Below are 20,850 nucleotides of genomic sequence, written 5' to 3' on the forward strand. Positions count from 1 at the left end.
AGAGATCACGTATTTAAATGGATATAATTCCAATGACAAAAGCAGTTTGAACTGCTTCTGCTGTATTGGTAACTTTTAGTTTTTCTATAATATTCTGTCTGTGGCGTCTAACGGTATAAACTGAAATATTCATTTCGCCGGCAATTTGTTCGCTTTTGTTTCCTTTTGCTACGCTATTTAGTACTTCCAGTTCTCTTTTTGAAAGTATATTTTCTGCATGCTTTTTATATTTATCGGATTCAATTACTTCACCTGTTTGGATATTGATAATTTTGCCATCGATACCAGTTCGAGGCTGTAAATCTGTAGATGGCAGATACAGGCATAACGCCAGAGAAATACTCCCGTTGTTAAAGGTTTTGAGATAAATGGTACGATGATTAATATAAGTACTTTTTTCGATTGAATCTCTCATTCTAAGACGACTGAAAGTACTGTAATTACTATATTCTTCTTGAGAAATTTCTTTTAAGAATTGATAAAAATGAAGTTCTAATGCATGACGTTCGACCAAATCATCTGGATTGATTTTGGTAAAAATGCAATCTTCAAAAGCAGAATCAATTTCCGAATTTTCGTTTGGAAGTCCAAAAACAGAACCAAAACTTCCTGCATAAATATAACTGCAGTCCGATCGAAAATCAGACAAAACAGCCACACATTGTTCAATCTTTACATAATTACTTACAAACTGCTTGTACATTTCTATATCATTCGATTCTCCTATTTCAAATTTTTGTTCTAAAAACGTAGTCATTAATTGATTTTCGATGGAGAGATTCTGTGGCATTTAGAAAATGTAATTGGTTAATTTTACGTATTGCCCATTTTTAAAAGCAATTCTATTTTTGGAAAACTAAAAATATCACTTTCTATCCCAAAAAAATAATTTATGAAAACATTTTTTGACAAATCAATTGTTATCCTAAGCCTATCTTTATTGATCAGCTGTAATTCTAAAAATGAAACAGCAAAAACGACGAGTGCACTAAATACTAAAACAGATTCAGCATTTGTAAATGGTTCGCCTTGCGATATTAAATTATCGGGAATTCACTTTACAAAAGCGGTTAATGGTGCCGACACACTTATAAAAACTGAGGCAGGTGAAAAAATTGTCTTTAAAGCAGGCGAAAAATCAGATTATTTCTCAGACCCAGACGGAAAATTATCTAATACTACTGCGCCAATGCTTTTATCTAAAATAGACAATACAAAACCTTTTACGCTTACAGCGAAAGTTACTCCTGAATTTACAGCCAAAGGATTGTATAATGCTGGTGTATTATATATTTATGCGAATGATAATTTATACCAGAAGTTTTGTTTTGAACAAGACGAAAGAGGTAATCACAGAATGGTAACGGTACGCACGATGGGAACTTCTGATGATAACAATCATGATGTTGTAAAAGAGCCTTCTGTTTATATGAAAATTTCATCTGATACTAAAACTGTTGCGAGTTATTATTCTCTTGATAAGAAAAACTGGCAGATGGTGCGTTTATATAAAAACAATTATCCACAAGAAATCTGGACGGGAATCAGTACGCAATGTCCCGTAGATAAAGGAACTCAAAGTATTTTTGAAGAAATTAGTCTGGAAGAAAAAAGTGTTTCTGATTTTCGTTTAGGGATATAATTAGTTTTCAGAAAAGACTCTTTTATAAATACTTATGCTATTTTTTTTATTGTTTAGGTAATGATTTTTTCAAATTGATGTATGATTTGTATTACTAAGTTTTGTATTTTTATAATTATCAAAAATAAATTATTACCTAACTTTAATAAAAAACTACATGGGAAAATTTGTAATTACTAAAAGAACCAACGGGGAATTTCAATTCAATTTAAAAGCTGGTAATGGCCAGACAATTTTAACAAGTGAAGGTTATGCTTCAAAAGATGGATGTAAAAACGGAATTGATTCTGTAAAAACAAACTCGCAGGATGACAGTCGTTACAGCAAAGAGGAATCTAAAAGCGGAAAACCTTATTTTACTTTAAAAGCTGGAAACGGCCAAATCATTGGTTCAAGTGAAATGTATGAAAGCACTTCTGCAAGAGACAACGGAATTGCATCTGTAAAATCAAATGCTCCGGATGCCACAACAGACGATCAGACAACATAAATTCAAAATAAAAAGTAAAAAACGAGACTTAAATAGTCTCGTTTTTTTTATGCAAAGTGATAAAGCTTTCTTTAATTATCATTACTAATATAGAGATATCCTGTTTTCTCTATTGTTTTCGAATCTTTTACATATTTTAAAATATAAAAATAAGTTCCTGCTGGAAGACCTTCGCTTCTTTTTACAGTTCCACGTCCATCAGAATATCCTTTAAACATAACATCGCTTTCATTATAAGACTGCGCGTCATAAACTTTTATACCCCAGCGGTTGTAAATTTCTACTCTGTTATCTGGATAATTAACTATTCCCTTTATATGAAAACTATCGTTTATACCGTCTCCATTTGGAGAAAGGGCATTGAAAATTTCCAAATCTCCGGGTGGTTCTGGATTGGCTTTTTCCACTATTGCAATGGTAAAAATTCCGTAACCGCTTACTTGGGTTGTGACCATTTTTGTATAGTCTGCGCCAGTTAATAAATCTGTCGTTACCCCTTTTTCGTTAATCCATTTTGATGTTGTATTGTCCCAGCGAACTATAGCAAGTTCTGTATCTGCATCTTCCTGAAAAAACAAGGCTGGAGTTGTATTGGCATCTAAAGTAAGGCTTAATACAATTTTTTCGGTTCCCTGATCCTGAGTTAAGTTCCAATATTCCATTTCATCAATTGAAATAATTCCTTCTTCCTTACTCGTATACGGATGAGCAGATCCAGCATTTTTAAACTGATACTGCGTGGTATAAATGTTTTGAGAATCGTCTGCTTTGTCGTGTATTGAGGGTCTGAAATAAACATCGTCTCCAATAGGAAATTCAAATTTTAAATTCCCCAGATTCTCTACTTTTCCATCAACAAAACTAAGATTACTGGCATCAGAATGAAATGCATTTTCTTCAAAAATCATTTTACCATTAAAACTTTCGGCATCTACAATTCCGTTTTTAAATGATGCATTTTTACCCACATTAATTATCGTATTTAAATGAAAAGGGGCAATTGCCGATGTATTATCAAAAACAATATTTTGAAAGTGCGCATTTTGGGAACCTTCTATTAACTGAATTTGTGTTCCTGTAAAAAAAGTCGTTCCATTGTCTGTATTTGTAAAAGTAACCAGACCATCATTTTTAAAGTTAGCATACGCATAGAATCTTCCGTCATTTATCACATCTCCATCTGCTGTATTCTCAAAATTGAACAGCGTTGAAAAATCAGTATTATTTAAGATAGATAGATCTCCAACATTGACTGTTTGTGCCGTGAGATCACCAATAAAAAACATTGATGTTATACTTATTTTTATATAGATCTTCTTCATAATCTTTTAAATTATTTTTTTAAAATTGATCTGCGCTTATCCAATCATATAGTATAACTCACTACATACCAATCAACTCCATCAGACTGCAATGTAATTTTCACACTTTGTCCTCTAGGACCTCCAAAAATACTTGTAGAGATGTATGGAAATGCTTCCGTATCTGAATAAATTACAGGTACATTAAAATTAATAACAAGAGGCGAGGTATCTGGTTTTACTAAATTAAATTGGTTGATTATTAAAATTCTGCCAGTATTCAGCGCAGGATCAGGAAGTGTAATGGTAATATCATTTGTTAGATTTCTGGCTATAATTGTGTAATCATCTGGAGTAAATGCGTAATCTCCAGAAATTGATCTAATTCCAGTAACCACAGCTTTAGTTTTTAAAACTCCTGTTGCATCTATAACAACCGTTAAATCACTGCTTGAGGTGCTTGGCTGTAAACCTTCAAAACGAATAGGATCTAAACCAACTTGCTGTACAGGCAGTTTTACATGAAAAGCGTTTGTTGGTGAATCAGTCCCAATTCCTACCTTTATATCTTCAATATTTCCCAAGACCAAACTGTTACTAGTCGCTACATATGCTCCTGATCCTATAGCAGTAGCATAACTTAAACCACTTGCACTTTCTGCAAAAGCTCCAACTAAAGTAATATTATCTCCGCCTGTCACAAGAGCACCAGCATAATAACCAAGAGCTGTATTTCTATTTCCATCTAAATTATTATAAAGTGACCAATCACCAAAACCGGTATTTTGACCTCCAATGGTATTAGAATATAAAGAATTAAAACCTACTGCCGTATTTTCGGAACCATTTGTATTAGCTTCCATAGCTGAAAAACCCATTACAGTATTGTGGGCACCACCATTATTGGCGACAAGTGCAGATGTTCCAATGGCTACATTATTAAATCCGGGAGAAGGTCCATTTAACGAATTAACTCCGAAAGAAGTATTATTGATTTCTAATTTTCCAGACACAATATTATTTCTTCTAAAAACTAAATCAGCATCGTCTAGTGTTCCTAAAAATTGAAACGAAGACTGAATGTTCATGTTTCCATTTATACTCCAATTATTCATATTAAATTCTTTTGAAGGAAGTGATCTTAATAGTCCAAATTGATCTATAACAATAACATCATCAAGAGGATTTCCAAACGTCAATCCTTGAATAGATAAAGTATTTGTTGGATCAGTTATAATTGTTGTCGGACTTGTCAGCGCTCCTCCCAATTGCACATTTCCGTTTGTCGCTGTTAATCCATTATCTGCTGTTACTAAAATTGGAACAGCAGGAGTCGACCCGACTCCGTTTACTGTTGATATTAGATTTCCGTTTACTGCTGTTAAATCATTTGTAGTCGCCGCAGAAATGGCAGACGTTAAATCCAAAGCTGTACTTGCCACTCCGTTTACTGTTGAAGTTAAACTTGATCCTGTGAGTGAAATTTCATTGCTATTTATAATTGGAGCTCCTGTACTGGTAATTCCATTTACAGTAACCGTTGCAGTATTTACTACTGATGCGTTAGAAACACTACCAACTGCATCTGAAGTTGAAGATACCCCATTTACATCAGAAGTTAAAGTATTACCTGAAAGGCTTAATGTATTTGTAGTTGCTCGCAGAAATAACTGGTGCTAAGTCCAAAGCGGTACTTGCCACTCCGTTTACGGTTGAAGTTAAGCTCGATCCTGTGAGTGAAATTTCATTGCTGTTTATAATTGGAGCTCCTGTACTGGTAATTCCATTTACAGTCACCGTTGCAGTATTTACTACTGAAGCATTAGATACACTTCCAACTGCATCTGAAGTTGACGAGACCCCATTTACATCAGAAGTTAAAGTATTGCCTGAAAGGCTTAACGTATTTGTAGTTCGTTGCAGAAATAACTGGTGCTAAGTCCAAAGCGGTACTTGCCACCCCGTTTACGGTAGAAGTTAAGCTTGATCCTGTGAGTGAAATTTCATTGCTGTTTATAATTGGAGCTCCTGTACTGGTAATTCCATTTACTGTAACCGTTGCCGTATTTACTGCTGAAGCATTAGATACACTTCCAACTGCATCTGAAGTTGACGAGACCCCATTTACATCAGAAGTTAAAGTATTACCTGAAAGGCTTAATGTATTTGTCGTTGCTCGCAGAAATCACAGGCGCTAAATCCAAAGCCGTACTTGCAACTCCGTTTACGGTTGAAGTTAAACTTGATCCTGTGAGTGAAATTTCATTGCTGTTTATAATTGGAGCTCCTGTACTGGTAATTCCATTTACTGTAACCGTTGCCGTATTTACTGCTGAAGCATTTGAAACAGTAGTAGCATTTGTTATGGAAGATGGAGTTAATAATGCGCCTCCATCTGTTCCTATAGTTAAGATATTTCCCGAATCTACACTTCTCACTTGGGCAATAGTGCCAATTCCTGTTTCATTATTATACGTTATTGCACCTGTCGCAACATTTTGTGTCAATGTGGTAGCAGTTTCTTTAATTTCTGTGGGAGTTCCTCCTGATTCATTAGTATAAGTGGCAATGGTATTTCCTGTAATTACAACTGGTGATATTGTTGTAATGGTCTCTGCATCTCCCACCAGATCAAGTAAATTAATTATTGTAGGAGTACCACTTTCACCGTTATAAGTTAAGGTTTTGGCTGTCGGATCATAAACTAATGTGGTTTGAGTTTCGGCATTTCCTACTAAATCTAATAAATTAACCGTTGTTGAAACTGCCTTTTCATCTGTATAAGTTAATGTATTTGCCACTCCATCATAAACTAAACTCGTAAGTGTCTCATTCGATTTAATAATATTGGTCAGCTCCGTAACAAAAGCAGGATTATTTAGTACCGTAGAAGCGTTGTTGATTACATCTCCAACAACATCTATAGTTGTGGTTGTTGCATTTTCACTTGTATAGATGTACTGCCCATTATTTGACGCATTTTTATTTAATGTAGTTATAGTTTCATTTGATTTTACAATTTGGCTAAAATCAATTATTTGTGTTGTTCCAGTCCCATCAACATAAGTAAATTGCTGTGTCGTGGGATTATAAATAACCGTACCGGGAGTCGCCGTTATTTCATTCGAAACAACAATTCTGTTCCATTTGTTATCATACCAGTAATAATAACCTGGTTTAATATCCGAAATAGTCGCAGTATTAAATACTAATAAGCTATTTACATTACCGCTTGCAATTGTGACCGCATCCGTAGAGCTGGTTAAACTTATTCTTGGAATCAGCACACCTTTATTCGATGCGGTTACTTCTAACTGTGAAGAGGAGTTTGGCATAGGAGTTCCAATACCAACCTGAGAATAAGCTTTACAATTAACGATCAATAAAACTAAAAAGAGTAATTTATTCTTCATAAAATTTAACTATTAAGTTCGTAAAACAATTTTAAGAGAAAAAGGGAAATAAAATACATAGTAAAGCGACGGCGCTATTTTTGAATAAAAATAGTGTCAACATTCAGTACTAAAATTTTAAAGGCTGAGAATTAAGAAAGGGCTAGATAAAAAAGTGAAATTGGGGTATACAATTTTTTGGGCATGTAAATCGGGTACCTTGTACTTCTGATAAACAATTGTAATTAAAGGCTTTAAAAATTAAAGAAATGTCAAAAAATAATATCTTTAATTATGAGATGTAAAAATAATAAAATTTAAAATACTAACAATCAAATATTTATATTTTTTTTTCACATAAATTTATCAAGAAGAATTTTATGTTTTTTTTAAGCGCAATTTTAAATAAAAAAAAGAGACTATTTTCTTTTAAAAGAAATAGTCTCTAAGTATGTAATTTAATTCTATTTTTTTATTTTTAGAAAAACACTTTTAATCCAATAAAAATACAATCAATCCTCTTGCGCCGTGGGCTCCCAAAACCAAAGATTGTTCAATATCTGCTGTTTTTGACGGACCAGCAATAAAAGTTCCGAAACCATATTCCTGATTTCCAATTCTGTCATAAGCTTGTCGCATTGTTGGAACTATGTCATTTTTATGAACAATAATCGCTAAATACTGCGCAATAAAAGGAGCAACTCGCTGTCCTAAAATAGCATCCGTTACCCAGAGACCGCTGTTTTCTGCTACTCCAAAATATGCTTTTATAACCGTTAATTCCACATCTTGCAGTGAATGCGGGTCAACGGTTTTCCAATCTAACGAAGCAATTTCTGAAAGTTCCGGAAGAGTTGTAATCAATCTTTTATCTAGATTGTAATTGGATTTTATATAATTGATGATTTCGGTATAATCAGCAACCTCAACTGAATCGCCTCCAATTCCTTTTAATACCGTTTTATAAGTTTCTAACACATCAAATTGTTCTGAACCTAAAAGTTTTAAATCTGGCAGTTCTGAAACCAAATCAGGCTGATTCAGTTTTATTTTTTTAAAATTTCGGCTTTACTACTCATTCTTTTTGTCTTTAGATTCCTTTGAATTTTTCTTATACCATTCTCTAAAAGATTCTTCCGGAACTTCTGGCATTTCACGCTGATCATACCATTTATTCATCTTATTGTTGACCATTCCTGGAATATTCTTCATCACAAATCTTCCTGATTTTCCAGCAATGTTAAAAACGGTTGGATTTGCCAAAACTGTGGACATTGTTTTCATTGCCACTGTTTTTGCCGCTGGCGTATGTCCTTCTTTAACCAAAACCTGACGCCATTTGTACAATTGATCGTGAATGTCAATTTTTACAGGACAAACATTGGTACAAGATCCGCAGAGCGTACTGGCAAAAGGCAGATCGGCATTTTTGCTCATGTCTAAATTTGGTGCCAAAATAGAACCAATTGGCCCCGCAACCGCATTATGATAACTATGGTAGCCGCTACGTCTGTAAACTGGGCAGGTATTCATGCAGGCACCGCGACTGAATGCATTTTAAAGAGTTTCTAAAATCCTCTCTTCCTAATTGTGTACTTCTTCCATTGTCTACAATTACGATGTGCATTTCTTGTCCCTCTCTTGGTTTCTTGAAATGGCTTGAAAAAGTTGTTATAGGTTGTCCTGTTGCACTTCTGGCTAATAATCTTAAGAAAACACCTAAATGTTCTCTTTTCGGAATCAATTTTTCGAATCCCATACACGCAATGTGAACGTCGGCTAAATGCGCACCCATATCAGCATTTCCCTCGTTGGTACAAACCACAAATTCTCCCGTTTCTGCAACAGCAAAATTAACTCCAGTTAAAGCTACTTTTCTAGTTAGGAAGGTATTTCTCAAACTATGACGTGCAGATTCTGTTAAATACTGCGGATTGAAATTTCCTTTTTCTGTACCTAAATGTTCGTGAAATGTTTCACTTACATCTTCTTTTTTTAGGTGAATTGCCGGAAGTACAATATGACTTGGCGGTTCTTTACGAAGCTGTACAATATATTCTCCTAAATCAGAATCGATTACTTCTATTCCTTTTTCGGCTAAATAATCATTTAAATGACATTCCTCTGTAAGCATCGACTTAGATTTTACCATCTGCTTTACATCATGTTTTGCCATGATCGAATGCACTATTTCGTTATGCTCTTTGGCATCGAGTCGCCCAATGCACAATTATGCCGTTTCTTTCAGCATTAGCTTCAAATTCAACTAAATAATCGTGAATATTAGATAATACATTTTGTTTGATTTGTGAAGCGGTTTCACGAAGCAGTTCCCAATCTTCAATCTGGTGTGCCGATTTATCTCTTTTCGCACGAACAAACCAAAGAGTTTCATCGTGCCAATTGACACGTTCTACATCTTTGTTAAACTTTGTTGCGGCTTCGCTGTGCGGTATTATTTTTTCTGATGACATTTTTAATTATTTAAAAGTCAATTTTGAAATGTTTATAATGATCTATTTAACCGCAAAGTGCGCAAAGAAAAAACGCAAAGTGCGCAAGGATAAAAATTAGCTTTGCAAACATTGCATAAAACTTTGCGCACTTTGCGGTTAAATTTTATACTCAACATTTATTATTAGTTTTCGAGTGAATTTAATATTTCAGCAATATGGATCGTCTTGATTCGGCTTTTTTGTCTTTTAAAATACCTTCTAAATGCATTAAACAAGACATATCATGCCGCCTGTAATATAATCCACGTCATGGCTTTCGTGATCTTTAATACGATCTTGCCCCATTTTTACAGAAATAGCTTCTTCTGTCACGCAGAACGTTCCGCCAAAACCGCGACATTCATCTTTTCTAGTCAAAGCAACCAAATCAAGATCTTTAATACCGTGCAGTAATTGTTCTGGTTTAGAGAAAAAAGGTGCGTTCAATTCAGACATCTGCGAAAGCTTTAAGTCGCGCTGTCCGTGGCAACTAACGTGCATTCCTACTTTAAAAGGAAATCTTCCGTCAATATGGTCGATCTTTAAAATGTCGGTTATAAACTCGGTAAGTTCATAAACCGTATTTCGAATAGCTGTTGCTTTATCTTCTTGTTTTTCGTCGTGCAAATGGTCTTTCACATGTAAAACACAGCTTCCAGAAGGACAAACGATATAATCAAATCCAGAAAAATTGGCAATAAAATTGGCATCACATCCTTTTGTTAAATGTGCATAACCGCTGTTTGCCATTGGTTGTCCGCGACAGGTTTGTCCCATTGGGAACTGCACGTCACAGCCTAATTTTTGAAGTAATTCGTAGGTTGCGATTCCTACTTTTGGGTAAAATTGGTCGACATAACAAGGTATAAAAAGTCCAATTTTCATATTGTAGTATTTAGTGTGTTGTTCATTAGGCGTGTACTGTAAAATGTAAAAATTACGTTTCTCAGCAAATTTACAACATACAGACCGTTTTTACCTAATGTTTATAGAATTTCAAGTCAATTAAATCGTTCTGAATTGGTTTTGGATTCCAGTTTTGATGAATTGCCAATGCTGCGCCCAATGCACTTGCCTGCGCCATCGAGCCGCATACACTTCTACATCTGGAAAAGCTTCTGCAAGCAAATTCATGTAAATGGAATTTTTACTAAAACCGCCGTCCACAAAAATCTTTTTTACAGGGCTGTTATGAATTACCAGATTGGTCGAAAATACCTGCTGTTCTACCAAATCCAGCATTAATTGATGATAAGCTGTTTCGTAATCTTTATAATAAGATAAATCTCTTTTTCTGAAAAGGACATTCTTTTAGAATATCGAAATCATACTTTTTAGGATATATAATCTGAAAATTAAGCGCCCTTAAATTGGCTACAATTTTTTTATCAAAATAGACTTCCTTGTATGAATCTACCGGAACATTAAAATGCTTGCGCTAAACGTTTTGTCTGTACTTCATGTTCGTTTCCAGCAAAAAGACGTGCGGCTTTTACAGGTTTCTCTGTGTATTGCATATAACAAAGGCAATCGTTTTGCAGTTCTTCAAAAGTTAAAGCTTTATTGTTGAACGGATTTAAGGAAATACTCCAAGTCCCTGTCGACAATAAGACAAAAGGTTCTGTAAAATTAATTGTGTATGGAATAATGGCAGATGAACTATCATGAAGACCAACACCAACAGCAAGTTTATCGCCATTTAGGATTACATCTTTACCAAAGTGGATTGGCGGAATTTTATCCGAAATATTTTCTTGTTTGAGCCATTTATGGTATTTCATTTTTTTGAAATTCCACAAATTGGTATGACAGCCAATACTTGTAATATCGGCGTAAGCTTCATTCGTTAAAAGAAAACTTAAAAACTGCGGTAAATGCAGGCAGTATTTTACTTTTTCGAATAATTCAGGCTGTTCTTCTTTCAATCGGTAAATCTGCATTCCCGAATTCAAACTGCCTAAAACTGGAGAAGCTGTTTTAACAGCAAACTTTTTTTCTCCTTTGTATTTGGTATAAAAATCGGATTTTAATTCCTCTGGATAATCTTTAAGATAATTATACAGAGGAGTTAAAACTTTTCCGTTTTCGTCAATGTAAACAAAACTGGCTCCGTAAGTGCTAAAATTGATTGCTTTTAAAACATAATCTGTCAGCTCTTTTATTTCAGATAATCGATCTAAAATCCATTTTTTCAGTACTTCGATATCTTCACACGGAAAACCGTCCTCGTCTTTGGTCTCTTCCAGATTTACTGATTTCTCCCAGACAATTTTATAATTTTCGTTAAATAAAAAAACCTTCTTGTTTGTTTTACCAATATCAAAAATCGCAACTACATTCATTTTTTTAATTGTAAATTGTTAATTATCAATTGTTAATTTTGGATTGCAGAATCATGATTATGTTAAGTCTTTTTTAAACAACCAATATATAAACAACATTGGCATTAACTTATCACTCCTAATTTATAATTAACAATTAATAATTTATAATTATAATCCCGTTGCCATTGTTTTTAGACCTCTCTCACCAATTAGATTTTCTCTAACCTGAAGCGAACGATATAATGTCGCCGGATTCAATGTCGCACCAGAACGAAGACGAGCTTCTGCTACTAACGCACGTACGTCTGTACGGAATGCATTTTGCAAAATTTCCTGTGCTTTTACAACATCATTCTCTTCCTGCACTTTTTCTAATGCTTTTCTGTCAACAGAAAGTGCCTGTGCATAAGCAATCATAATTGCTTCAACAGACTGCAATAAATCTTCTAAAGGATCTTTAATGTTATGAGAAGCATCAATCATCCAGCCTAAATCTTTGGCGTGATTCATTCCTCTTGCATCCATTCCTTCAACCAATTCATTAAAAATCAAGAACAATTGATATGGTTTTAATGCTCCAGCCGTTAAATCGTCATCACCGTATTTGGAATCATTAAAGTGGAATCCGCCTAATTTGTTTTCCATCAATAATAAAGAAACAATCTGCTCAATATTTGCATTTGGTAAATGATGTCCTAAATCGACCAAAGTCTGCGCTTTGTCGCCTAACTTTTTAACATACGAATAAGACTGCCCCCAATCTGCTACAGTCGTAGAATAAAAGTTAGGCTCAGCACATTTATACTCTAAAAATAATTTCCAGTTTGAAGGTAATGCATCGTAGATTTCTTCTAAACTTTCTAATGTATTTTGATATGCTTTTCTGAAGTTCAATTGTCCAGGAAAATTAGAACCATCTGCTAACCAAATTGTAAGCGATTCAGATCCTAATTCGATTCCGTGTTGGATAACTTCTATGTTGTGTGCAATTGCCTGTTTGCGAACTGCTTTATTTACGTTTTGTAAAGAACCGTATCTGTATGAATTTGAAGCATCTGCCTGATCTTGAAACGTATTCGAGTTCATGGCATCAAATTTTAATCCGTGCTGTCTCGCAAGTGCTTTTATAGAATTGTAATTTGTTGGAATATCCCACGGAATATGAAGTGAAATAGCTCCCGAAGCATTGTTTAAAGCATGAAGCAACCCTACATCTTCAATTTTTTCTTCTATTGAACGAGGTTCTCCATCGCCAGCAAAACGCCCGAATCTTGTTCCTCCTGTTCCTAAAGCCCAAGACGGAATTGCAATTTGAAAATCGATTAATTTTTGAATAATTGCTTCTGTATCATTTATTTCCGATGCTGTAAAAACTAATTTATTTTGGTGTTTTTTTAATAAATCCTCGTTATGAGATTCAATGTGGTTTGATCCGATTAGCATAGTTATTGGTATTTTAATAGAGTTACAATATATAAATTTTATATGGTCAATATATTTTTTTAACACATAGAATCATAGGCTCATCTTAATCTTCAAAGGCGTTTCACTTGCATTAACACACATAGCTATGTGTTAATCACAAGTGATTTTTTTTAAACTTTTAATCTTAATAAAAAATCTATGATTCTATGTGTTTAATTTCTTTCAACTTATAAATTTAACATCGTTTAAACTCTTGTTTTACTTCACTTTTTTGTTAAGTTTTCTTTATTTAAAACAAACTGTTATATGCTAAAAAAATCTAACGTTCGAAAGAATCGAACGCTAGACCACAAAAAACCACTTTTGCTTAAACAAACTTATATAAAAAACTTAAACAATCTTTATCTATAAAAGCCCATGGCAACGTCGCCGTCTACGTTTAAGGCATTTCCTGTAGATTTACCAAGTAAACCTCCAACAAAAGCATAACAAGCGTTAGCGATATCATCAGGTAATATGATTTCATTTAATAACGTACGTTTTGCATAGTAAGCCGGAAGTTCTTCAACTGTAATTCCGTATGCTTTTGCACGACCTTCTGCCCATCCTCCAGACCAAATATTTGAGTCTGAAATTACGGCATCAGGGTTTACTGTATTTACACGAATTTTATCAGCTCCTAATTCGGCGACCATTAAACGTGTTAAATGCGCCTGTGCGGCTTTAGCCGAACCATAACCAGGATTATTCGGACCTGCAACAACAGCATTTTTAGAAACGATATTTACAATATCTCCGCCAAAACCTTGTTTGCGCATTACTTCGATTCCCGCTTTAGAAACAATAAATTGTCCTTTAACCAAGATATCGTATAATCTATCCCACTCATCTAAAGTATGTTCTGCAATAGATTTTGAGATACTAATTCCGGCATTATTTACAATAATATCAACTCCGCCAAAAGCCAGAGAAGCTTCGTCTAATGCTTTTTCTGTACTAACTTCATCAGTTACATTTAATAAAGTGCTGGAAACTGCATCCTTACCAAAAGCCTTAGTAAATTCAGCGGCGCCTTCTAAACGCTCTTCGTTAATATCATTAATTACAACGCAGGCACCTTCTTGAGCGAATTTTTTAGCAATAGCTTTACCAATTCCTCCTGCAGAACCTGTGATTAAAGCCACTCTTCCAGACAATGCTTTTGGTTTTGGCATACGCTGTAATTTAGCTTCTTCCAATAACCAATATTCAATATCAAAAGCTTCTTGGTGCGGCAATGAAGTGTATTCTGAAACGGCTTCAGCACCTTTCATTACGTTTACTGCATTCACATAATATTCAGATGCTAAACGCGCCATTGTTTTATCTTTAGCAAAAGTGAACATACCAACTCCAGGATATAAAATTACTACTGGATTTGGATCACGCATTGCTGGTGAATTTGATTTTTTACATGCATTGTAATATTCTTTGTACATGGCACGGTATGCTTCAAAAGCAGGTTTTAATTTTGCTTTGATCGCATCAACGTCTGATAAATCTTCGTTTGGATCTAATTCTAAAACCAGCGGGCTGATCTTAGTTCTTAAAAAGTGATCTGGACAAGATGTTCCTAATGGTGCTAATTTTGAAAGATCATTAGAATTAATGAACTCTAAAACTCTTGCATCATCTGTATAATGTCCAATCATCTGACGCTCTGAAGAACAGAAACCTCTTAAAATCGGAGCCACTTTTGCCGCTTTCAATTTACGGTCTGCTTCTGGAAGACTTTCTATTTTTTGACCTCCAAATACTGGACGTTTTTTTCCGTAATTATCTTCTAAATAAGAAGCGCATTTTTCAATTACTTCTAAGGTATTGATATAACTTTCGAATGCAGTATCACCCCAAGTAAACAATCCGTGAGAACCTAACATGATTCCGCGTAATTTTTTACCGTTTTTTGTCGCTTCTTCTAAACAAGTTCTTAACTGAAGACCAAGATCGAAACCTGGACGCCGCCAGCCCACCCAGCCAATTTCTCCGTTAAATAACTCTTCTGTAATTTTTTTTCCATCTTTTGCCGCGGCGATCGCAATAGCGAGCATCCGGATGCAAGTGATCGATATGTTTGAACGGAAGAAAACCGTGCAGAGGCGTATCGATAGAAGGTGCTTTTGAAGCCAAATCAAAGATACAGTGGTTGAATAATTCTACCATTTCGTCTTCAAATTCAATTCCTCTGTACACATTTTCCAAGTTACGAAGTCTGTCTAAATACAAAGTCGCACAACCTGATTTTGTCAATGTTCCAATATCACCGCCAGAACCTTTAATCCACATTACTTCAGAAGATTCTCCCGTTAAAGGATCTTTATCAGTAATTTTTACAGAAGTATTTCCACCTCCGTAGTTGGTCAATCTTAAATCAGCTCCTAACAAGTTAGAACGATAAATAAAAAGCGCCACTTCATCTCCTGCTAATGCTTCGCTTTAGCATCATCCCAAAGGTAGCTTACATGCTTAAAATTCATATTAATTGTGTTTGTATTCGACATATACTATTTGTATTATTTCTTGTATTTATTTATAGTGAGTTACCAATTCCTACCAAAACGATTGCAAGCATTATCAGCCCGATTCCCCAGAAAAAAGTTCTTAATGTTTTTTTAGAAACTCCTTTCCATTCCTTCAAATAAAATCCCCAAAAGTTTGCTGTTAAAATAATGGTTGCCATGTGTAAAATCCATGAGCTGGCACCATTTCCTAGTTTGCTTTCTCCCATTCCGTAAAAGAAAAACTGTAAAAACCACATGGTTCCAGCCAGTGCAGAAAACAAAACATTCTTTGTTATTGGAGTAGATTTGTCGGTGTAATTTTTAATTGTTTTATTTTTAAAATTCAAATAAAGACACCAGATAAAGTTCGTTGTAAGACCTCCCCAAAGCAAAACAACATAAGTCACATTGTTTTGAAATAACGGATTAGATCCCGTTATTACAGCTTGCTCTGCCATAGGTTTTCCAGCTTCGATTCCGTAATTGAAAAAAGAGCTTAAAATTCCTGAAATCACAGCTACAATTAAACCTTTAACTAAATTGAAGTCTTTATCCTTATCTTCATGACCTGTAGCAAAATCCTGCTCCTTAAGCATTCCCGCTTTTCCAGAAATAGCAATTCCTATAAGATATACCACAACTCCTAATAAAACGATCTGACCGCCAGTATTAGTAAGCATATCAGAAAATGAAATTTTACCTTCTGTTGGAACAAAATCATAATAAATGGACGGAACTAAAGCTCCAAATGCAGAACAAAATCCTAAAGTAATTGAATTCCCTAAAGACATTCCTAAGTAACGAACTCCCAAACCATAAGTCAAACCACCAATTCCCCAGATTAATCCCATTGAATAAGTGAATGCTTTTATTGATGGAGAAGCTGATGCGATAATTTCGGCAAAATTTGGAATCGTCAAGTACTGCTGCAATTGGCGGCACAATCAGCCAAGAGAAAAATCCTCCTACCAGCCAATAGCTTTCCCAAGCCCAGTCTTTTACTTTCTTAAAAGGCATATAAAAACTACCCGAAGAAAATCCTCCGATAGAATGAAAAATGATTCCTAATAATGATTCCATTTAATAATTTTTAGTTTAAGGTTAGTTTTTGATAGTAAGTTTGGTTTTGTAAAATAATAGAATGTAAAAAACAAAACTATCCTGTACTATCCTTTATGGTTCTAGTGTTTTTATGTTAAAACTAAGGATAATTATAAATAAGGCTTTGTAATTATTGGATAAATAAATTTAAAATGGCTATTTTAGCAATCGATTTCGTAATTATTGAATCCTCAATCGGAACAAAATTCAAAAATTATAAAAAAAGTATTACAAGCCTTAACAAATTCTCTTTTTGGCACGTAAAGTGTGGAACAATAGTTTAGTTCACTTTTTAGAAGAGAAATTGAAGAAAAATTAGAATTAAAAATTGGTTTCGTTGAAATATGAAACAAATTTCCAGACACAATCATGATTAAACTAATTAAAATAGACGAAGATTCAAGGGTTCCAAAATACAAACAAATTGTTGACTCTATTCTACAAAACATCGCCAACGGAAATTTAAAAATCAATCAAAAGATTCCCTCAATAAATAGTTTTAGTGAAGAATTTTATATGTCCCGAGACACTGTCGAAAAGGCTTATAATATTTTAAAAGAGCGAAAAATTATTTCTTCTATCAGAGGCAAGGGCTACTATATTACCAGAACGAAACTGGAATCTAAAGTAAATATCTTGTTTCTAACCAATAAATTGAGTTCGTATAAAATGAAGACCTACAGTTCTTTCATCAATACGCTCGGCGCCAATGCACATGTTGATCTGCAAATTTATCATTGCGACGAAACTTTGTTTTTGAACATCTTAGATAAGTATGATGGTGCTTATGATTATTACGTTATTACAACCCATTTTAAAACTGAAGAACTAAAACATTTAAGTTTTACGGATGAAGTCGTAAATGCGATTAAAAATATTCCACAGGAAAAACTGGTGGTTTTGGATAATATTAAATTAGGAACCGGCGAAGATGTCATTAAGATTTATCAAGATTTTGAAAATGATATTTACAACGCTTTAAAAGAAGGCCTTTCGAAAATATCGAAATACAAACGACTTATTTTGGTTTATCCTGATAAAGCGGTTTATCCATATCCCAGAAGAATTTTACACGGATTTAGAAAATTCTGCGTCGAGCACGAAATTAATTTTGAAATTCTAAGCGAGGTTTACGATGATATGATCCTTAAAAAAGGGGATCTCTTTATCACGATCGAAGAATCGGATTTGGTGAATTTAATGAAACAGATTCGAGATGAGGAATTTGTTTTAGGAAAAGATATCGGCGTGATTTCTTATAACGATACTCCTCTAAAGGAATTATTAGGCATTACGGTAATGTCTACCGATTTTAATATTATGGGAGAAACGGTCGCCAGAATGATTTTACAGAAAGAAAAAGGTCAGGTAAAAGTTCCTTTTAATTTTATTGATAGAAATTCTATATAGAGGTACAAAGGTTCAGAGGATCAAAGGGCCAAAGTCTGCATTTCTTTAGCGCAATCTTGTCATCCTAAGGAACGAAGGATCACTTATTTTTGTCATCCTGAGGAAAGAAGGATCACACGCGGAAATCTACAACGATTGGCGGCTTAGATTGCGGAGCTTCTAGTGTGATTGCTTCGCCAGTTCGCTATCGCTCGTGTCTTCTTTCCTCAGGATGACAAACCAGATGCAACTTCACGTCGTTATAGTAGATTCACACTTATTTTTGTCATCCTAAAGGAGGAACGACAAACTATACGCAACTTCACTTCGATATAGTAGATTCAAACTTATTTTTGTCATCCTGAGGAACGAAGGATCACACTCGGAACTCTACAAAGATTAGCGGCTTAGATTGCGGAGCTTCTAGTGTGATCCTTCGTTCCTCAGGATGACAAACTATACACACTTCACTTCGATACAGTAGATTCACACTTATTTTTGTCATCCTAAAGGAGGAACGACAAACTATACGCAACTTCACTTCGATATAGTAGATTCAAACTTATTTTTGTCATCCTAAAGGAGGAACGACAGACTATACGCAACTTCACTTCGATATAGTAGATTCAAACTTATTTTTGTCATCCTGAGGAACGAAGGATCACACGCGGAACTCTACAAAGATTGGCGGCTTAGATTGCGGAGCTTCTAGTGTGATTGCTTCGCCAGTTCGCTATCGCTCGTGTCTTCGTTCCTCAGGATGACAAACTATACGCAACTTCACTTCGATATAGTAGATTCAAACTTATTTTTATAATCAATAATAAGAGAACAAAAAAAACGGCGCGATCATCGCGCAATTCTTTTTGAACTGCGGTTAAAAACCAAAAAAAACCTCGTCAATTGACGAGGTTTTAATTGTATTATTTTTTTGATTCTTCGATAGAAACTTTTCTGAACTCTTTTAAAAGTTTTTCAATTTCTAAAGTAGCTTTACGTGCTCTTGGACCTGCTTGCTTTAATTCCTTTTTCAGTTAAAGATTCAGCTTCTGCTTTAAATGCGTCAATTTCGGCGTTGATTTTTACTAATAAATCTTTCATGCTTATATATTGTTAAATTAAGCCACAAAAATAAAAGTTTGTGTGATAGTTACAACAAAATTGCTGTTAAATTTAATGCAGTTTTTCATTCATTTTCTTTACAATAAATTGACTTATTCTTTTTCAAAAAAACCAACAAACACAAACCATTAACAATCAAATACTTATTTTAAAAACAAATTTACAAAGATCATTTTTGAGCTTTCTGCAAACTATTCAAGACATAAAAAAAAATAATACAAAACGCGACTGAGTATGCTCTATTCTATGCGTTAAACAGTGGGAAAATTACTCAACAACGGAAAAAATTACTCAATTAGACTCTTATTCATGTAGACATTTTTTAAAATCAGGCCGTCTATAATCGTTTTATCGATCTTTGTTTTGGATGTTTCTATGGTCAAGTTTTCAAATTTGAAATTACTCAAACGAACATTTGGATCTTTTTCTACGCCGTAAAAATTAGTGCATTTAAGCTTAATATTCCTTAAAGTAATATGATCTCCGTAAGACAAAGGAATATCTGGACGTCCTTTTAAATCATAAAACTGCCTCCACGCAAAAACCGCCAGACAAGTTTCGGCTTCTCCTTTTATATTCTCAACCAAAATATATTCATATCGGCGCGGTGTGTCTGGTCGCATTTTTAACCAAAGTAAACGAGAAGCGCCTTCAATTTTACTATTTCGAAATATAACATTTCGATTGTGAATGGCTTCGCTTCCATTCGTCAAAGCCGAATGACAAAAGCCAAAAGTGCACCCTTCAATTATAATATTTTTGTTTGGACCGTTATTTTTATCCTGATCTGCATACGGACCTTTTCCGCCTTTTAAAGCAACCGCATCATCATTTACAGACATATAACAGTCTTTTATTAAAACATTTTCGCAGACATCAAGATCGACTGCATCGGTGCTTGGAGCTTTGATTTCGATATGCGGTGAAAAAACATAAAGTCCTAAAAGTTTAATATTAGTACATTTATAAAAATGATTCGTCCAAAAACCAGAATTTATCAATTTCACATCTTGAAATTGAACGTTGTTCGAGTTCCATACAAAAATTAATCTTGGCCTTGAAACTTCTAGATTGGTACATTCTGGATTTTCACTTCGTCTTTTCCAGAAAGCTTCCCAAAACTTTTTTCCGTTTCCGTTAATTGTGCCGTGGCCGGAAATAGAAAAATAATCTACGCCGTATGCATTTATCAAAGCGGGAAAATAATCTAAATTCTGCCCTTCCATTCGCGAAGGCAGTATTGGATAATCAGCAATATCATCAGATCCTTTTAAAACAGCGCCTTTTTCTAAATATAAAACCGTCTTTGGTTTAAAAAATAAAGCCCCGCTCAAAAAAACGCCTTTCGGAATCACGATTACGCCGCCTCCGCCCGCCCCTGCTTTATCAATAACGGCTTGTAGAGCTTGGGTCTGGACTATAGTACTATCGTTTTTAACTCCAAAATTGGTAATTGTATATTGGTTTCCTAAATCTTTTAATTTTAGTTTTGTATCGTTTTTAAACCATTTTTCAATAGGAGTTCCGTCAGGAAATGTATTTGTCTGCTGTTGTGAAAAAGAAAAATGCGTATTTCCAATAAAACATAAAATGATAAGGATCTTTTTCATTCCGCAACAGCTGTTAATG

General features: G+C 34.4%; 15 protein-coding genes and 5 pseudogenes. 6 read left to right on the forward strand and 14 right to left on the reverse strand.

Annotated features, from left to right (window positions below; all coding sequences use genetic code 11):
- Positions 1 to 13: 13 nt before the first annotated feature.
- Positions 14 to 757 carry a response regulator transcription factor gene (locus tag ACZZ95_RS23290; RefSeq protein WP_463470895.1) on the reverse strand — a complete coding sequence of 248 codons (744 nt, stop codon included), beginning with the start codon at positions 755 to 757 and terminating at the stop codon, positions 14 to 16.
- A 135-nt stretch (positions 758 to 892) separates the two neighbouring features.
- Here ACZZ95_RS23290 and ACZZ95_RS23295 point away from each other — a divergent pair, with 135 nt between their 5' ends.
- The gene (locus ACZZ95_RS23295; RefSeq protein ID WP_463470896.1) at positions 893 to 1,642 is read left to right on the forward strand and encodes a DUF1349 domain-containing protein; all 750 of its coding nucleotides are present in this window, start codon (positions 893 to 895) and stop codon (positions 1,640 to 1,642) included.
- Between the two features lie 157 nt (positions 1,643 to 1,799).
- The gene (locus ACZZ95_RS23300) at positions 1,800 to 2,132 is read left to right on the forward strand and encodes a YegP family protein (RefSeq protein ID WP_463470897.1); all 333 of its coding nucleotides are present in this window, start codon (positions 1,800 to 1,802) and stop codon (positions 2,130 to 2,132) included.
- A 71-nt stretch (positions 2,133 to 2,203) separates the two neighbouring features.
- Here the strand turns inward: ACZZ95_RS23300 and ACZZ95_RS23305 are convergent, their stop codons facing one another.
- Both ACZZ95_RS23305 and ACZZ95_RS23310 read right to left on the reverse strand, forming a co-directional pair.
- Positions 2,204 to 3,454, reverse strand: coding sequence for a gliding motility-associated C-terminal domain-containing protein (locus ACZZ95_RS23305; RefSeq protein ID WP_463470898.1), 1,251 nt, complete (start codon positions 3,452 to 3,454; stop codon positions 2,204 to 2,206).
- A gap of 44 nt (positions 3,455 to 3,498) precedes the next feature.
- Entirely contained in the window at positions 3,499 to 4,875 is a 1,377-nt protein-coding gene (locus ACZZ95_RS23310) for a hypothetical protein (RefSeq protein WP_463470899.1), read from the reverse strand.
- On the opposite strand from ACZZ95_RS23310, the gene ACZZ95_RS23315 reads away from it, so the two are divergent.
- The 3 genes from ACZZ95_RS23315 to ACZZ95_RS23325 are packed head-to-tail and all read left to right on the forward strand — an operon-like array spanning position 4,841 to position 5,631.
- A complete protein-coding gene (locus ACZZ95_RS23315; RefSeq protein WP_463470900.1) occupies positions 4,841 to 5,113 on the forward strand; it encodes a hypothetical protein in 273 nt (90 codons plus the stop codon). The two genes, ACZZ95_RS23310 and ACZZ95_RS23315, sit on opposite strands and share 35 nt — an antisense overlap.
- Positions 5,088 to 5,372 carry a hypothetical protein gene (locus ACZZ95_RS23320; RefSeq protein WP_463470901.1) on the forward strand — a complete coding sequence of 95 codons (285 nt, stop codon included), beginning with the start codon at positions 5,088 to 5,090 and terminating at the stop codon, positions 5,370 to 5,372. Before ACZZ95_RS23315 ends, ACZZ95_RS23320 begins: the two co-directional genes overlap by 26 nt.
- 52 nt (positions 5,373 to 5,424) lie before the next feature.
- Entirely contained in the window at positions 5,425 to 5,631 is a 207-nt protein-coding gene (locus ACZZ95_RS23325) for a hypothetical protein (RefSeq protein ID WP_463470902.1), read from the forward strand.
- On the opposite strand, the gene ACZZ95_RS23330 is transcribed toward ACZZ95_RS23325, so the two are convergent.
- From ACZZ95_RS23330 to rhaT, 9 genes and pseudogenes are all read right to left on the reverse strand, one after another.
- A complete protein-coding gene (locus tag ACZZ95_RS23330) occupies positions 5,578 to 6,846 on the reverse strand; it encodes an autotransporter outer membrane beta-barrel domain-containing protein (protein WP_463470903.1) in 1,269 nt (422 codons plus the stop codon). The genes ACZZ95_RS23325 and ACZZ95_RS23330 overlap by 54 nt on opposite strands.
- A gap of 471 nt (positions 6,847 to 7,317) precedes the next feature.
- Entirely contained in the window at positions 7,318 to 7,854 is a 537-nt protein-coding gene (locus ACZZ95_RS23335; RefSeq protein WP_463470904.1) for a LutC/YkgG family protein, read from the reverse strand.
- Between the two features lie 42 nt (positions 7,855 to 7,896).
- Positions 7,897 to 9,299: pseudogene (locus tag ACZZ95_RS23340) on the reverse strand (lactate utilization protein B).
- Positions 9,300 to 9,463: 164 nt separating this feature from the next.
- Positions 9,464 to 10,205: pseudogene (locus tag ACZZ95_RS23345) on the reverse strand ((Fe-S)-binding protein).
- 120 nt (positions 10,206 to 10,325) lie between these two features.
- Complete coding sequence (locus ACZZ95_RS23350) at positions 10,326 to 10,562, reverse strand: hypothetical protein (protein WP_463470905.1); 237 nt, start codon at positions 10,560 to 10,562, stop codon at positions 10,326 to 10,328.
- Positions 10,563 to 10,744: 182 nt separating this feature from the next.
- Complete coding sequence (locus ACZZ95_RS23355; RefSeq protein ID WP_463470906.1) at positions 10,745 to 11,662, reverse strand: FGGY family carbohydrate kinase; 918 nt, start codon at positions 11,660 to 11,662, stop codon at positions 10,745 to 10,747.
- 150 nt (positions 11,663 to 11,812) lie between these two features.
- Complete coding sequence (locus ACZZ95_RS23360; protein WP_463470907.1) at positions 11,813 to 13,087, reverse strand: sugar isomerase; 1,275 nt, start codon at positions 13,085 to 13,087, stop codon at positions 11,813 to 11,815.
- 383 nt (positions 13,088 to 13,470) lie between these two features.
- Positions 13,471 to 15,609, reverse strand: a pseudogene (locus ACZZ95_RS23365) (bifunctional aldolase/short-chain dehydrogenase).
- Positions 15,610 to 15,638: 29 nt separating this feature from the next.
- A pseudogene (rhaT, locus tag ACZZ95_RS23370) lies at positions 15,639 to 16,626 on the reverse strand (L-rhamnose/proton symporter RhaT).
- Positions 16,627 to 17,079: 453 nt separating this feature from the next.
- Here rhaT and ACZZ95_RS23375 point away from each other — a divergent pair.
- Positions 17,080 to 18,120 carry a GntR family transcriptional regulator gene (locus tag ACZZ95_RS23375; protein WP_463470908.1) on the forward strand — a complete coding sequence of 347 codons (1,041 nt, stop codon included), beginning with the start codon at positions 17,080 to 17,082 and terminating at the stop codon, positions 18,118 to 18,120.
- A gap of 902 nt (positions 18,121 to 19,022) precedes the next feature.
- Here the strand turns inward: ACZZ95_RS23375 and ACZZ95_RS23380 are convergent.
- Positions 19,023 to 19,200: pseudogene (locus ACZZ95_RS23380) on the reverse strand (histone H1).
- Positions 19,201 to 19,508: 308 nt separating this feature from the next.
- Positions 19,509 to 20,831: a rhamnogalacturonidase gene (locus ACZZ95_RS23385; protein WP_463470909.1), complete on the reverse strand. Its 1,323-nt coding sequence runs from the start codon at positions 20,829 to 20,831 to the stop codon at positions 19,509 to 19,511.
- Between the last annotated feature and the right edge of the window lie 19 nt (positions 20,832 to 20,850).

The sequence above is a fragment of the Flavobacterium sp. AC267 genome (assembly GCF_979258715.1).

Bases quoted from the DNA above. Each gene is read 5' to 3' on its own strand.
- ACZZ95_RS23330 (WP_463470903.1), bottom strand. From the start codon at position 6,846: ATGAAGAATAAATTACTCTTTTTAGTTTTATTGATCGTTAATTGTAAA.
- ACZZ95_RS23300 (WP_463470897.1), top strand. From the start codon at position 1,800: ATGGGAAAATTTGTAATTACTAAAAGAACCAACGGGGAATTTCAATTC.
- ACZZ95_RS23305 (WP_463470898.1), bottom strand. From the start codon at position 3,454: ATGAAGAAGATCTATATAAAAATAAGTATAACATCAATGTTTTTTATT.
- ACZZ95_RS23295 (WP_463470896.1), top strand. From the start codon at position 893: ATGAAAACATTTTTTGACAAATCAATTGTTATCCTAAGCCTATCTTTA.
- ACZZ95_RS23315 (WP_463470900.1), top strand. From the start codon at position 4,841: ATGGCAGACGTTAAATCCAAAGCTGTACTTGCCACTCCGTTTACTGTT.
- ACZZ95_RS23360 (WP_463470907.1), bottom strand. From the start codon at position 13,087: ATGCTAATCGGATCAAACCACATTGAATCTCATAACGAGGATTTATTA.
- ACZZ95_RS23355 (WP_463470906.1), bottom strand. From the start codon at position 11,662: ATGAATGTAGTTGCGATTTTTGATATTGGTAAAACAAACAAGAAGGTT.
- ACZZ95_RS23385 (WP_463470909.1), bottom strand. From the start codon at position 20,831: ATGAAAAAGATCCTTATCATTTTATGTTTTATTGGAAATACGCATTTT.
- ACZZ95_RS23350 (WP_463470905.1), bottom strand. From the start codon at position 10,562: ATGCTGGATTTGGTAGAACAGCAGGTATTTTCGACCAATCTGGTAATT.
- ACZZ95_RS23375 (WP_463470908.1), top strand. From the start codon at position 17,080: ATGATTAAACTAATTAAAATAGACGAAGATTCAAGGGTTCCAAAATAC.
- ACZZ95_RS23290 (WP_463470895.1), bottom strand. From the start codon at position 757: ATGACTACGTTTTTAGAACAAAAATTTGAAATAGGAGAATCGAATGAT.